General features: G+C 49.5%; 15 protein-coding genes. 9 read left to right on the top strand and 6 right to left on the bottom strand.

All coding sequences use genetic code 11. The features are described 5' to 3' along the window. Window positions 1–10 precede the first annotated feature (10 nt). The 3 genes from silB to silC all read right to left on the bottom strand — a co-directional run bounded on the left by silB (window position 11) and on the right by silC (window position 3,184). The gene (silB, locus tag AC007G_RS24850) at window positions 11–1,303 is read right to left on the bottom strand and encodes a Cu(+)/Ag(+) efflux RND transporter periplasmic adaptor subunit SilB (protein WP_001485328.1); all 1,293 of its coding nucleotides are present in this window, start codon (window positions 1,301–1,303) and stop codon (window positions 11–13) included. Window positions 1,304–1,416: 113 nt separating this feature from the next. Further along, window positions 1,417–1,770 carry a cation efflux system protein CusF gene (gene cusF, locus AC007G_RS24845; RefSeq protein ID WP_001246153.1) on the bottom strand — a complete coding sequence of 118 codons (354 nt, stop codon included), beginning with the start codon at window positions 1,768–1,770 and terminating at the stop codon, window positions 1,417–1,419. Between the two features lie 28 nt (window positions 1,771–1,798). Next, window positions 1,799–3,184 (bottom strand): Cu(+)/Ag(+) efflux RND transporter outer membrane channel SilC, encoded by a 1,386-nt coding sequence (silC, locus tag AC007G_RS24840; protein WP_000475503.1) that lies wholly within the window; start codon window positions 3,182–3,184, stop codon window positions 1,799–1,801. Between the two features lie 189 nt (window positions 3,185–3,373). Between silC and silR the strand changes: the two genes are divergently transcribed. From silR to copM, 4 genes are all read left to right on the top strand, one after another. Then, window positions 3,374–4,054, top strand: coding sequence for a copper/silver response regulator transcription factor SilR (gene silR / locus AC007G_RS24835; RefSeq protein ID WP_004118655.1), 681 nt, complete (start codon window positions 3,374–3,376; stop codon window positions 4,052–4,054). Further along, the gene (gene silS, locus AC007G_RS24830; RefSeq protein ID WP_221918725.1) at window positions 4,047–5,522 is read left to right on the top strand and encodes a copper/silver sensor histidine kinase SilS; all 1,476 of its coding nucleotides are present in this window, start codon (window positions 4,047–4,049) and stop codon (window positions 5,520–5,522) included. The genes silR and silS overlap by 8 nt, the downstream gene beginning before the upstream one ends. Before the next feature lie 250 nt (window positions 5,523–5,772). Continuing rightward, a complete protein-coding gene (gene silE / locus AC007G_RS24825; protein WP_000790483.1) occupies window positions 5,773–6,204 on the top strand; it encodes a silver-binding protein SilE in 432 nt (143 codons plus the stop codon). 143 nt (window positions 6,205–6,347) lie between these two features. Then, a complete protein-coding gene (gene copM / locus AC007G_RS24820; RefSeq protein WP_000694953.1) occupies window positions 6,348–6,698 on the top strand; it encodes a CopM family metallochaperone in 351 nt (116 codons plus the stop codon). Window positions 6,699–7,085: 387 nt separating this feature from the next. On the opposite strand, the gene AC007G_RS24815 is transcribed toward copM, so the two are convergent. Further along, complete coding sequence (locus AC007G_RS24815) at window positions 7,086–7,994, bottom strand: HNH endonuclease (RefSeq protein ID WP_032693947.1); 909 nt, start codon at window positions 7,992–7,994, stop codon at window positions 7,086–7,088. A 636-nt stretch (window positions 7,995–8,630) separates the two neighbouring features. On the opposite strand from AC007G_RS24815, the gene AC007G_RS24810 reads away from it, so the two are divergent. The 5 genes from AC007G_RS24810 (at window position 8,631) to AC007G_RS24790 (ending at window position 12,895) form a co-directional block, all read left to right on the top strand. Then, the gene (locus tag AC007G_RS24810; protein WP_004213565.1) at window positions 8,631–9,605 is read left to right on the top strand and encodes a GGDEF domain-containing protein; all 975 of its coding nucleotides are present in this window, start codon (window positions 8,631–8,633) and stop codon (window positions 9,603–9,605) included. 593 nt (window positions 9,606–10,198) lie between these two features. Beyond that, on the top strand, window positions 10,199–10,417 hold the full coding sequence (gene ccdA, locus AC007G_RS24805) for a type II toxin-antitoxin system antitoxin CcdA (protein WP_006788213.1): 219 nt from the start codon (window positions 10,199–10,201) through the stop codon (window positions 10,415–10,417). 1 nt (window position 10,418) lies between these two features. Beyond that, window positions 10,419–10,724, top strand: a complete 306-nt coding sequence (ccdB, locus tag AC007G_RS24800; RefSeq protein WP_004197633.1) for a type II toxin-antitoxin system toxin CcdB — start codon at window positions 10,419–10,421, stop codon at window positions 10,722–10,724. Window positions 10,725–10,910: 186 nt separating this feature from the next. Further along, entirely contained in the window at window positions 10,911–11,915 is a 1,005-nt protein-coding gene (locus tag AC007G_RS24795) for a hypothetical protein (RefSeq protein ID WP_032694611.1), read from the top strand. A 197-nt stretch (window positions 11,916–12,112) separates the two neighbouring features. Beyond that, window positions 12,113–12,895, top strand: a complete 783-nt coding sequence (locus AC007G_RS24790; protein ID WP_032694612.1) for a site-specific integrase — start codon at window positions 12,113–12,115, stop codon at window positions 12,893–12,895. 80 nt (window positions 12,896–12,975) lie between these two features. Here the strand turns inward: AC007G_RS24790 and AC007G_RS24785 are convergent, their stop codons facing one another. Both AC007G_RS24785 and AC007G_RS24780 read right to left on the bottom strand, forming a co-directional pair. After that, complete coding sequence (locus AC007G_RS24785; RefSeq protein ID WP_103449271.1) at window positions 12,976–13,293, bottom strand: hypothetical protein; 318 nt, start codon at window positions 13,291–13,293, stop codon at window positions 12,976–12,978. A 98-nt stretch (window positions 13,294–13,391) separates the two neighbouring features. Beyond that, window positions 13,392–14,527, bottom strand: a protein-coding gene (locus AC007G_RS24780) for an IS3 family transposase (RefSeq protein ID WP_201996915.1) whose coding sequence is annotated in 2 segments (ribosomal slippage) — window positions 13,392–14,281 and window positions 14,281–14,527 — 1,137 coding nt in all. Because the reading frame shifts where the segments join, the coding sequence is not laid out codon by codon here. Window positions 14,528–14,535 lie beyond the last annotated feature (8 nt).

Below are 14,535 nucleotides of genomic sequence, written 5' to 3'. Positions count from 1 at the left end.
CGTCGTCTCCTCAGTGCCCTGAATGCATATTTACAGGCTGCTCAGACATTGCTGGCATACTGTTTTCTGTTTTTTCAGGGTGGCGCATACGTTCCAGCGCGCCCGTAATATTGGCTTCGGAGTCAATGAGGAACAGGCCACTGACCACCACGGTATCGCCTTCATTCAGGCCGGAGCCAATGCCGGACTGTTGCTGTGATTCATGCAGAACGTGGATCTGTTTCGGCACAAACTTGCCTTCATCATCAACAGTAATCACGCGCTGTTCTTTGCCGGTATCGATAACGGCCTGGCTTGGTATCAGCAGCATCTCCTGGCTCTTGGTATTCAGTTTCAGATAGGCATTCATGCCCGGCTTGAGAAACTCATCCTTATTAGAAACCTGGAGACGGACCTGAAGCGTACGGGTTGTCTGATCCACGCTGGGAAGAATGTTCCATTTTTCGACATGGAATGTTTTATCCGGATAAGCCGGTACCGAAATTTCAAACTGCGACGTATCTTTCAGCAGATATGCGATAGATTCTGGCACTGCAGCGCTGATCCAGACCGGGTCCATCCCCTGAATCTGAGCCACTACTTTATCTTTCGAAATATTCATTCCGGTGCGCAGGTCAAACGCAGTAATGACACCATCAATAGGTGCTTTAATGGTAAAACGGGTCTGGATTGTGCGGGTTGAACGCAGCCTTTGAATATCCTCTTCCGGCATACCAGCCAGACGAAGTCGCTCCAGAACCCCTTTTATCTGGGTTGACGTACCGCCTGTACCGGATAACAGCAGGAACTCACTTTGTGCCTCAACCCATTCAGGAATGGTGATATCGATAAGCGGAGTGCCTTTCTTCACATGATCGCCAATCGTCAGGGGATACACTTTTTCGACGAAACCGTCAGAGCGCGCCTGCACAATGACAAACTGATACTCGTTGTAACTGACATTAGCCGGGATTGTCTGAGAATAATTCAGCATTCCTCGCGTGACTTTTTGCGTTTTTAATCCCAGATTCTGAACCTGCGTTGGATCGATACGGATCCCGCCACTGCTTTTATCGCCGCTTTCATCAGCATATTTTGGCACCAGGTCCATATCCATAAAGGGAGATTTTCCGGGTTTATCAAATTTGGTATCCGGTTTCATCGGGTCATACCAGAAAAGTACCTTTCGCTCCGGTGCCTTTTGTTCGGTTTGTACTGTTTTTTGTGATGAGTTTACATACTGCCAGGCAGTAACCGATATCAGCCCTCCTGCTATGAGGCTGCTGATAATTATTGCAGCATATTTTATCTTTAAAGAAGCCATACAATTTCTCGCTGAAAAATCAAAACACCTGGCATATGCGCCCGATCATTCATTCACAGTAATCCCTTAATGAATGTTCAGGCGCACTGGATGTATTCGCTCCGGACTGATAATCAGGATTGCGTAACGTTAATGCTTTTGAGTAAGGAGATATTGCCCTGCTGAATAAACGAGAAATCGACATGGTTGCCGGTTTTCAGGGCATTGATAGCGTCGTCTGCATTAACAAAAGTGAAGCGCATGGTCATTGCAGGCCAGCCCACAGCAGGGATTGCTTCGTGCGAAATGGTAATCTTTTTACTATTCATATCAATGTCTTTAACGACACCGGTGCCCTTGATAACCTGCTGTACCGAAGCATCACTGGCAGCATTCATATCGCCATGCTGATGTGTTTCAGCATGAAGACCGGCAGAAAACATGACAGAGAAGGCACCAAATAAAACGGCTTTAAGTGAATTACGCATTTTTAATTTCCTGATTAATTAAATAAATTTACTCTACCCAACCGCCACCCAGCGCGGTAAACAGATTAATTTCGTTAACCTGTCGGGAATAGGTAAGATCGAGAATGGTTTGCTGCGTAGCGAAGAGGGAACGTTCTGCATCCAGCACTTCGATGTAACTGACAGCACCACTTGCATATAATCCTCTGGCACGCTGGAGAGTTATCTGAAGTGAATCAAGATAACGCTGCTGTGACTCAAGTTGCTGGCTAAGGCTGTCGCGCAGCGCAAGCGTGTCGGAAACATCCTTAAAGGCTGACTGAATTTTTTGTTCGTAATTAACCACCGATTGTTGCTGGCGAATTTCAGCCAGCTTCAGATTGGCTTTATTCCTGCCAGCATTAAAAATAGGAATTTCAATTTTAGGGATAAAATTCCACATTCCACTTCCTGACGTAAACAGGCTTGACAGCTCCGTACTGCTTGCGGAAAGACCACTGGTCAGGGTAATGGAGGGGAAAAAGGCCGCTCGCGCTGCGCCAATATTGGCATCAGCCGCTTTCAGCTGATATTCCGCTTCCATAATATCCGGTCGCTGCAGCAAAATTTGTGAAGATAGATTTGGTGGCAATTTTACTGGTGCGATCTCCCCGCCTTTCATCCCTTTTTCTGACGGAAGTGCGCGGTACGTTCCCAGCACCAGTTGCAGGGCATTGTTTGCCTGAGCCAGATCGCCTTCTCGTTTGGCTATTTCGGCGCGGGTACTTTCGATTTGTCCTCTCGCCTGTTCAAGTGCCAGAACGTTCGTACTCCCGGTCACGAGCTGTTGCTCAACGAAAGCATAGGACTGTTCATAATTTTTCAGCGTTTCCCGCGCAATACGGAGTTGTTCGTACGCCAGTTGCTGGCTGAAATAGCTCTGTGAAACGTTGGAGACCAGCAGGATGTGTACGGCCCGACGGGCTTCTTCGCTGGCAAAGTAGTTCTGGCGGTCAGCATCACTCATGTTCTTAAGTTTGCCGAAAAAATCGAGCTCATAGCTGAGCTCCAGTCTCGCGTCGTACTCCTGTGTGGTCGGCTTGTCACCTTTCAGACCACCGCTGTATGTTATCCCGGATGAGGCATTCAGCTGGGGATAACGATCTGCATCCGTGACGTTGAACTGGGCTCGGGCCTCTTCAACCTTCAGGGCAGCCATTCTCAAATCACGGTTATTAGTCAGAGCTTCACCGATCAACCGGGTAACCTGGGGATCGACAAAAAAGTTACGCCAGCCCGTATCCTGATAGCCATTTACCGCTGGCGTCAGGCTGTTATGGGACAGTGAAAACTGCTGGGGTACCGGTGCTGCGGGCCGCTGATATTCAGGCGCAAGCGACACGCAGCCTGCCAGGATGAATATCGTGCTAATGCTGAGTAATTTTAATTTGAACATAACGCTTCTCGTCCAGGCAGACCTGGTAAATGGTTCAAATGAAGTCCAGAGTATTGATAGGGGTACTTTACCTAACGCTCTCTGTTTGCCGAGTGACAGGATAATGACAATGTTGTCATTTTTGCTGTAATCCGTTGATAACGATCGTGGGCGCAATAGAATGACATTAGCAGCCAGCCGGGGAGCAAGATGAAAATATTGATCGTCGAAGACGAAATTAAAACAGGTGAATATCTCAGCAAAGGGCTTACAGAGGCAGGGTTCATAGTGGATCACGCTGATAATGGTCTTACCGGATATCATCTCGCCATGACAGCCGAGTATGATTTAGTCATTCTGGATATCATGCTACCTGATGTGAACGGCTGGGATATCATCCGCATGCTGCGCACTGCCGGAAAGGGTATGCCGGTCTTACTGCTGACAGCCCTCGGCACGATCGAACATAGGGTCAAAGGACTGGAACTGGGTGCGGACGATTATCTGGTTAAACCCTTTGCGTTTGCCGAACTGCTCGCCCGGGTGAGAACCCTTCTGAGGCGGGGAAACACGATGATCACGGAAAGCCAGTTTAAGGTGGCTGACCTCTCGATTGATCTCGTATCCAGAAAAGTCAGTCGCGCCGGAAACCGCATTGTGCTCACCAGTAAAGAGTTCAGCCTGCTGGAATTCTTCATTCGCCATCAGGGAGAGGTTCTTCCCCGCTCCCTGATTGCCTCTCAGGTCTGGGACATGAATTTTGACAGCGACACTAATGCGATCGATGTCGCAGTAAAGCGACTCCGCGCTAAAATAGACAACGATTACGAGACAAAGCTGATCCAGACAGTCCGGGGCGTGGGCTACATGCTGGAGGTCCCGGATGCATAGCAAACCTTCCAGACGCCCTTTCTCACTCGCTCTGCGGCTGACCTTTTTTATCAGCCTGTCCACGATACTGGCTTTTATCGCCTTCACCTGGTTTATGCTGCATTCTGTTGAAAATCATTTTGCCGAGCAGGATGTCAGCGATCTTCAACAAATCAGCACCACACTGAACCGTATACTGCAGTCCCCGGTGGATCCGGATGATAAAAAAATAAGCAAAATAAAGGAATCAATTGCCAGCTACCGCAACGTTGCCCTTTTGCTCCTCAATCCCAGGGGTGAAGTGCTCTTTAGCTCAACTCAGGGGGCGGCACTACGCCCGGCAGTGAATTCAGCAGATTTTAGCGAGCACAGCCGCGCACGGGATGTCTTTCTCTGGTCGGTGGAGGATCCTGCGGGACCGATGGATACCGGGTCCGAAATGAAGATGGAAACATACAGGATTATCGCCTCCTCTGGTCAGGCGATATTTCAGGGCAAACAGCAGAACTATGTCATGCTGACTGGCCTATCCATTAATTTCCATCTCCATTACCTCGATGCGCTGAAAAAGAACCTGATTGCGATTGCCGTCGTGATAAGCCTGTTGATTGTTCTGATCATTCGAATCGCTGTCCGTCAGGGGCACCTGCCCCTTCGTAATGTCAGCAATGCCATTAAAAACATCACCTCCGAGAATCTTGATGCGCGACTGGAACCGACACGCGTTCCCATTGAGCTGGAGCAACTGGTTATCTCGTTCAATCATATGATTGGAAAGATTGAGGATGTCTTTACCCGCCAGGCCAATTTCTCTGCCGATATCGCGCATGAGATCAGAACGCCCATCACCAATCTGGTGACGCAGACTGAAATCGCACTGAGTCAGGATCGAACACAGAGGGAACTTGAGGATGTCCTCTATTCCAGTCTTGAAGAGTATAACCGGATGACCAAAATGGTCAGCGATATGCTGTTCCTGGCACAGGCAGATAATAATCAGCTGATACCTGACAGGGTCATGTTTGACCTCAGAGCGGAAGTCATGAAAGTCTTCGAGTTTTTCGAAGCCTGGGCCGAAGAACGCAATATCACGCTCAAATTTAACGGGATGCCCTGCCTGGTTGAGGGAGATCCACAAATGTTCAGAAGGGCGATCAATAATCTGTTATCCAATGCCCTGCGTTATACCCCGGAGGGACAGGCAATCACCGTCTCAATAAGAGAGCAGGAGAGCTTTTTTGACCTTGTGATTGAAAATCCGGGGAAACCGATCCCTGAAGAACATTTATCAAGGCTGTTTGACCGTTTTTATCGGGTGGATCCATCCAGACAACGAAAAGGAGAAGGCAGCGGCATCGGCCTTGCGATTGTGAAGTCAATCGTGGAAGCACATCACGGAAGAGTGCAGGTGGAATCAGACGTACGCTCCACGCGTTTTATCTTATCCGTGCCCAGACTGGAGAAAATGATCCCGGAAACCCAATGCTGAAAATAAAGATGTAAATGACAAAGATGTCATTAGCCTGTCATGCAGCAAACAGAAGCCATTCGATATAATTAGTGCAACTTATCAGGAAGGCTGGATTGCTTCATCAATACCCGGCGTCAGAGTACGCCAGGAAATGAATATCCAGCCCTCTTCCGGAGAAATAAACGCTGCCGAACTTGTTTCAGTTATGGAACTGAAAACACCGGTTGTACTTCCCCGGACATCACTAATTCAGAAATGGAGAGTTATCATGAAAAATATCGTATTAGCATCTTTGCTGGGCTTTGGTTTAATTTCATCGGCCTGGGCCACTGAAACCGTGAATATCCATGATCGCGTCAACAATGCACAGGCTCCTGCTCACCAGATGCAGTCTGCTGCGGCTCCTGTCGGGATCCAGGGGACTGCTCCTCGTATGACCGGTATGGACCAGCATGAACAGGCCATTATTGCTCATGAGACCATGACGAACGGCTCGGCGGATGCGCACCAGAAAATGGTGGAAAGTCATCAGAAGATGATGGGAAATAACACGGTATCCACGACCGTCCCGTCAACGTCTTACGCGGCGATGAATGAGCATGAAAGAGCAGCGGTTGCCCATGAATTCATGAATAACGGGCAATCCGGCCCACATCAGGCCATGGCCGAAGCGCACCGCCGCATGATCAATGCAGGCTGAATGCGACGGTAGTATCCGTGCTGTTACCTTTTCCCTGATAGATTTTCCTGAAACAACGTTGCTACATTTTTGCCCCCCGTCAGGGGGCTTTTTTGTCTGACTCAGCTACACTTAACCGGTACCTGTCTGAAAGGAATTATTATATGAAAATCAAAAACACCCTTTTTGTAATATTAATGTTATCCCTGCCAGCCATTTCTGCTGAACATTCGGAAATGAAAATGTCAGATATGCACTCATCGGCATCATCACAGGAATATATGGCTGGCATGAAAAATATGCATGAAAAAATGATGGCCGCCGTTAATGAATCCAATCCCGATAAGGCCTTTGCAAAAGGTATGATCGCACACCATGAAGGGGCAATCGCAATGGCTGAGACCGAGCTCAAATACGGAAAAGATCCCGAAATGAGAAAGCTTGCGCAGGACATCATTAAAGCTCAAAAAGGTGAAATTGAGCAGATGAATAAATGGCTTGACAGTCATAAATAATGAACACTGGAGTGTTGTCTTGCGCACCCTCTTAGGGTACCCCCGGACACGAAAATATATAGCACTTAACTAATTAAAAACCCGAATAATTTCGGGTTTTTAATGTAACTTTCTTTTCTGAACGGAAATAATAGTCATACAATTTAATTTTCTTGTAATTACTCCTACTTTTAATCAGGTACTGGACGATGGATAACGACTCCCGCCTGAGAGGGAAAATCCGTCTGGTTACCTGGCGCTATACTTAACCGATTGATCGACATGCCATGCTGGTAAAATATTAAAATCCTCCCCCATAAATCTGGACCACATGACAGGATTGATAGTCAGGCAGTATTTCACATTCATTGCTAAAAAAATAAAAATAAGCATGCATCTTCTCGAAGATTAATTACCTTCCATCTTGTAAAAAAGAATCAAATCCTCTAATAATATCTCGATTCCCGCTTTTTTTAATACATCTTTCCGCTCGGCATATATTTTCCTCAACATATCTTCAAACCCCTTGCCAAGATGAATTTGTTTATGGCAGTTGCAACATAGTGATATGATATTCTCTTCCACATCCAGTGAATTCTCAAAATAGTCTTGCTTTGACATCGGGACAATGTGATGAGGTTCTGTGTAATTTAGAGGAGAGTTTCGCCTTCTGAACGTTGGATGGTCGCAATTAATTTCACATTTATAATCAGCTTTGTTAAGCGCATTTTTTGAAACAGATTTACTTCTTGGGTATGAGAGTCCATTTTTGACTTCTATTGCAGCTTTCTTAGGTTTCGCTTTTTCGCTATACTCAAATGTCTGAGTAACGTCAAAGTGATTACTTTCTTCTAGAGCAGTGATCAAATCATTATCTGAGTAAAAATCAATGCTTGAGCTTTCGTTCGTACTAAAAAAATCTAGTTCTTTTATTGCCTGAACAAGTTCTTCACGGATAGTCCATAAATTTCGCTTTGGGTTTCCTTTAATTTCTCTACTTTTCATGACTGTAATGAATTTTGTCCCGGAAGCAATCTTTCCGACTCCTTTAACCTCGAATCGGCCAAGCTGCTTCTGAACTCTTCCACCCAACCCATTGATTACACCATTAGCACTCATACTGTGCAGGTCGTACTTCTTGCCGATATCGAAACATGTACAGGAATGGTCTGGCTCAATGAACCATTTTTTTAACGCTGCAATACTTTTGTCATCAAAAACTTTTTTATCCCTTAATAAAACCTTCCATTCTTCAACGCTAATATCTATATCACAGACGTATTCACCATCAATTACTTCACATATTTTTTCAATCATGTCCATAACTCTCTTGTAACACAGGCTTTGTAATAATGTAAAATCCGTTACACGGCGTTGTATGTAATGTCATTGTCTCTTGGACTCCTACAGTCCAAAACAACTTTGTGTTTTGTTGTCCAAAAACTTTTTGTTGCCGTGAGTTCTCACTGAGATAAATCTCGCCTTGAGCGTATCACATCAGCAGACTTCCTCTCAACCTTATGGACTTAACCCGGTCATTCTTCACGACAAAGAAAGTACGGCATTTTACATGACGAAGAGACGGTCTCAGCTTCACATGACCGGATAACGTTTTTAATGTACTTCATTATTACGGCACGGGTGTTCAACGAGTATTTTTAAATATTAATCATTTTGTTTAACGGGTGGATACCTACAAATTTTAACATTTACTAATCAAGATAGCAGTTATACGTACTTTCCCGGCAAAAATCCTGAGGTTTACAGATTCCCTCACCGTAACAGACCCGGTCATTCCCCTGGTCCTCCGGAGAGTCTAGTACGAGTGATAAACGTGAATTCCTGTACCTGAAGTTCAGCCGCTGGCAGATAAGTCGTGAACTATAATTACACTCAGTCAGATCCAAACACCTTTTCATCTGCATATATACTTTGTACATACCAGGAGATTACATGCAGGCACCCGGTATACCGGAGAATGAAGAACAGAGGCTGAAGTCCCTGTATATTACCGGCCTTCTTGATACCCGTGACGATGAGCGTTTTGAACGCCTGACGCGGCTGGCCCGCAAAGCCTTTCAGGTCCCGGTGGCCCTGATAAGCCTGCTGGATCGCGAGCGCCAGTGGCTCCTCGCCTGCCAGGGCGTCGGCGTGCGCGAAACTCCACGTGATATTTCGTTCTGCGGGCACGCCATTCTGCAGGAAGGGCCTTTTATCATTCACGATGCGGCTGCCGATGCGCGATTTCACGATAATCCCCTGGTTACCGGTGAGCCACACATCCGGTTCTACGCCGGCCAGCCGGTGAGCCTGCCGGACGGCACGGTGGCCGGCACGCTGTGCCTGATCCACACCGTTCCCCGCGCCTTCACGGATGAGGACATTGCGTCCCTCCGGGACCTGGCCTGTATCGTGGAGGACGAATTCGAGGCCATCAGCATGGCCATGACGGACAGCCTGACGGGCATTCCCAACCGGCGCGGGTTTTACCGCGCCGGCGAAAAACTCTTCCGCGCAATGAACCGGCAGGATGCGTCGTTCAGCCTCATCTATTTCGATCTGGACAGGTTCAAACCGGTTAACGATCTCTGGGGACACGCGGAAGGTGACGAGGTGCTGAAGATCTTTGCCGGCTTTTTACATCAGCACCTTGAACCGGGTGAAATAGCAGGCCGCCTCGGCGGGGATGAGTTTGCCGCCCTGATCCGGCGAAACGGTAACACTCAGTCTTATCTGCACGCGCTGAGTGCCAGTCTCGATCATTACAATGACACCTCGGGCAAGCCCTACAACATCAATTATTCCTTTGGCGAACTGATCAATAACGCAGACCATTATACGACACTGGCGGAGATGATCGGTAAATGTGACGAAGTGATGTACCTGAAGAAAAAAAGAAAGACCCTGTCGCGGAAAACAGAACCGTGACGTTCTCCTTCCCGGCTGATCCCCTGACCCGGGGTTCAGCCGGACGGCATGAACAATATATTTAACCGCAGGACGCATAAAGTCATTTATATTTGCTCATGGTGCAATAGTCCACTCATCGCAACAATTACTCGTTTTTTGTGTCCATGCTGCAATAATTCCTCTTCTCCACTTCTGAGATCCGAAAAAAGGTAGTTCCGGATCTGCCGGTCGTCATCCGGCCCCGCCCTACCCTCCATCACAATATGCAGTGGCTCTCTAAGCTGCAGGAGCTACCAGATGTTGTGTTCCTCCCCAGCCCCGTGACCCGCCCCCCCGCGGCCGAAAACTGCGGTATGATTATTTTGTGGGCGTGATACACTTCCGGAAAGTCTCAGATAGCGTAAAAGTCGGATCCACCAGAAACCGGCATCCGGTAATTTAACGGCGTGGCTGTATGGCTGCTTGTTATCTCGCGGGTGATTATTTTGCATGTGAATTTCACGGTGTGAAATGAATGGCGACATAACAGTATGTTTCAGGCGGGCGTGTGTCAGCTGCATCCTTACGCTATACTGATATACATATCATCAGTATGTATTCCGGAGTGCATTATGAAGCAGCGCATCACCGTCACCATAGACAGCGACAGTTATCAGTTACTGAAATCCGCGGACGTCAATATCTCCGGCCTGGTGAACAGGGCCATGCAGAATGAGGCCCGTCGTCTGCGTGCCGAACGCTGGCAGGCCGAAAATCAGGAAGGGATGGCCGAGGTTGCCCGCTTTATTGAGATGAACGGTTCATTCGCTGACGAAAACAGGGACTGGTGAGATGCAGTTTAAGGTTTATGCCTATAAAAGAGAGAGCCGCTATCGTCTGTTCGTGGATGTGCAGAGTGACATCATCGATACCCCCGGGCGACGGATGGTGATCCCGCTCGCCAGCGCCCGGCTGCTGTCGGATAAGGTTTCCCGTGAACTCTATCCCGTGGTGCACATCGGGGACGACAGCTACCGCCTGATGACCACGGACATGGCCAGCGTCACGGCCTCCGTCACCGGGGAGGAAGTGGCCGATCTCAGCCACCGGGAAAATGACATCAAAAATGCAATAAACCTGATGTTCTGGGGAATTTGACAGCCTCCCCGCCCTGAAAGACATCGAGGATGTCAAAACGAAGCATTGCCACAGAGCTTAACCCTCAGCATGAACTGCCCTCCGGAGCGGATGCCCTGCAGGCTTTCGCAGGGTCAGCTTAAACGAACGGTTCACACAAAAACCCTTAAGCCAGTAGCATTTACGCAACGGGACAAAAAGGCCGGTATGGAAGCGAAAACGAAAACCTTCATAAAAACGTCTGTTGATGATAACGGCATGTGGCTACTGACCGTCCCGGCGGGGAGCGCGGGCAACGAAACGGTGGTTGTAGTCGTCAGACGGGTGGAGGAATGTCGTTACGGGTCTGAGGACTCGCCAGGGGCATATCTGTGGATCACATGTAGCCTGACGCTGTACGGTGACGGACAAAGTACGCCGCAGACCATTGTCGCGAAGTTCGAGCACGGCCGTGTGGAACTGTTCAGTGTTGAATTTATGCTGAATGAATGTTTACCCCGTGGTCGGGGAGTGGGCAGCTGGATAATGCAGCAGATGGTGCTCTGGACCCGCTCCCTGCCGCCGGAAACGCTGGTCAGACAAATCCACATTTCGTCCGTGGATGCGAAAAACATTCACAATCTGATCCGCCAGAGCAGACTGTGGCGCGGGCTGGGTTTCCGGTTCCCGCCGGGGGAAACCAGCTCAATGCCGCTGCGGGCAGACGAACTGCAGTTGCCACGGGGCAGGTGTTCAACGCTCCGGGTGGAACCCCTGGTATCCGCGGTACGCCGGCTGGAAGACTGTTATCGCGGGATGCAGGAAAAAATCGTGCAGCTCGAAGGCAAAAAACGGTCGCAAAAACAGTTAATTACTTCACTTAGTAATCGTCCATTTTATCATCTGTTGCACAGGAAAGGGGGCCAGCTCCCGGACGATAAATGTGACGCCCTGCCACTGCGGGCAGAAAAACTGTCTCTGCCGCAGAGCGGGGATTCTGACCTGGAGGTGGCGCAACGGGCAACCGGGGTTATCCGGCTGGCAACCCTGTGTAGTCAGTCGCAGGAAAAAATCGTTGAGCTCGAAAGGGATCTCGCCTCGCAAAGTGAATACCTCGTTTACCTGCAGACAAATCTCCTTTCTATCCTGGGGGTGAAAGTCGCCAACCAGGCCTTATTCTGGGGGGGCGTGGTGGCTTTCCTGGGCTTTATCTACTGGATGTTGGGGTCATGAATGTTCCCGTTCCATAGCAACCCACTGAAGAGGAGTGAAACCTGTGTCCGTAAATATTGTGTCTGTAATCACTGACGGGGTAGTTTTGTTTGTGACTTCGTCTGTTTTCTGGCTGGCCGTCGCTGGCTGGTTAGTCATCCTGACTCCGGTAATATTACGAAGAAAATTCTCGGCAAAGAAAAAAGTTAACAGAAATTATGAATAACCTGGCTCCAGTTGGATCTCCGTCATCTCCCGGAACATTGCTCCCGGTGGCCATCGATTACCCTGCCGCCCTCGCCCTGCGCCAGATGGCGCTCGTGCAGGATGAACTGCCGAAATACCTGCTGGCGCCGGAAGTCAGCGCCCTGCTCCATTACGTGCCGGATCTTCACCGCAAGATGCTGCTGGCGACGCTGTGGAACACCGGCGCGCGCATTAATGAAGCGCTCGCGCTGACCCGGGGGGATTTTTCGCTGGCGCCGCCGTATCCGTTCGTGCAGCTGGCCACGCTCAAGCAGCGTACCGAGAAAGCGACCAGGACGGCAGGTCGTGCCCCCGCAGGCAGTCAGATCCATCGTCTGGTTCCCCTTTCCGATCACCACTATGTCAGCCAGCTGCAGATGATGGTGGCCACCCTGAAAATTCCGCTGGAAAGACGAAACAAGCGCACCGGCAGAATGGAGAAGGCGCGTATCTGGGAGATCACAGACCGTACCGTCCGCACCTGGCTTAACGAAGCGGTGGAGGCCGCAGCGGCCGACGGGGTTACGTTCTCAGTACCGGTGACACCCCATACGTTCCGTCACTCCTACGCGATGCACATGTTGTATGCCGGCATCCCCCTGAAAGTTTTGCAGAGCCTGATGGGCCACAAATCGATTAGCTCGACGGAAGTCTATACGAAGGTGTTTGCGCTTGATGTCGCGGCACGGCACCGGGTGCAGTTCCAGATGCCAGGTGATGAGGCGGTGGCGCTGCTGAAGGGAAATGGCAGGTGACCTCTGTCAGTGTAGTCACCTCCCTGTCCAGGTGGCGCGGGGAATTAGAGGCCATAAATCGGCCTCTTTTAATACAAATATCAAGTTGGTTGTTCACACCATTGAGCAACTCGACATTTCATCATTATTTCAACTCTATTTGTCTCATCGTTCCAACGCCAACCTACTGGGATAAATCCTTCTTTCAAACCTAATGTTGAAACATCATGGAAAGTGACCTTTAAATCTTCTTCATATGCCGCTACGCCTTTAGGTAATTCTGTGAACTCACCTTGTGCATTGTGAGAGTGGGCAAAAACCATACCCATGCCATACTTTGATAGTATTTTTAACGCATCCTGAACTTCAGGTATATCGGGGATATTTTGAGCTGTGTGTGGATCTAGAATTTTCGACATAACAAATCCTCTCTTTTTCAGGAGCAGCCTAGCTTTTGGTAAGCCTTTCAATTTTAGTCTGTATGGACTGACCCCACGACCGTAGACAAATTCTGTCCTCACGACGAGGCCTGTTCAAAGGCCTCCGGACTGACGCCGCCAAGGTGACTGTGACGCCGGGCCCGGTTGTAGAACACTTCAATGTAATCGAAGATATCGGCCCGGGCCAGATCCCGGGTTTTATAGATGCGTTTTCTGATCCGTTCTTTTTTCAGTGAACTGAAGAACGATTCGGCCACCGCATTATCCCAGCAGTTGCCACGCCGGCTCATACTGGGTGCCAGGTTATTGGCCCGACAGAACCGTTGCCAGTCGTCGCTGCCGTACTGGCTGCCCTGGTCTGAGTGCACGATGACCTCGCTGTCCGGTTTACGTCGCCAGACCGCCATCATCAGCGCATCCAGTGCCAGTTCGCGTGAGAGGGTCGGCTTCATCGACCAACCCACCACGTTACGGGCAAAGAGGTCGATAACCACCGCCAGATACAACCATCCCTGCCAGGTCCGGATATAAGTGATGTCGGTGACCCAGACCTGATTGGCCCGGACAACGGTAAACTGCCGCTGTACGCGATTAGGGGCAACCACTGAAGGTCGGCCGGCGATACGCCGTGGTGCTTTATAGCCACGCACGGCTTTAATCCGGTTCAGTTGCATAATACGGCCCACCCGGTTTTTGCCGCAGGTTTCCCCGATTTCGTTCAGATCGCCATGAACCCGCCGGTAACCGTATACGCCTCCGCTCAGTGAATATGAATCACGGATAAGCGTCAGCAGACGCTGGTTATCTTTATCACGCGCCGAGACCGGGTTGTGCAGCCACGCGTAGAACCCGGCCCGGGCGACATGCAGTACCCGACACATCGTCATCACACCCCATACAGTGCGGTGCTCATTGATAAAGCGGTACTTCAGTCGGGCTCCCTTGCAAAGTACCGCGCGGCCTTTTTCAGGATATCCCGTTCTTCTTCGGTACGTTTTAGCTGCGCCCGAAGTTTCAGGATCTCGCTTTTGGCTTCCAGTAAATCCCGGGCATGCTGTTCGCTGTTATCAGGTTTGATAGCCCGTAGCCACTTGTAGAGGCTGTGTGCAGAAACACCCAGACGGTCAGATACTTCGGCAACGGAATAACCGCGTTCCGTTATCTGACGGACGGCTTCTTCCTTAAATTCAGGTGTAAATCGTGGTGTGCCCATACGCTCCT

The organism is Klebsiella sp. CSG-1, from assembly GCF_056521145.1.
The sequence above is the reverse complement of the archived record's forward strand: the minus strand, read 5'-3'. Positions and strand labels throughout refer to the sequence as shown.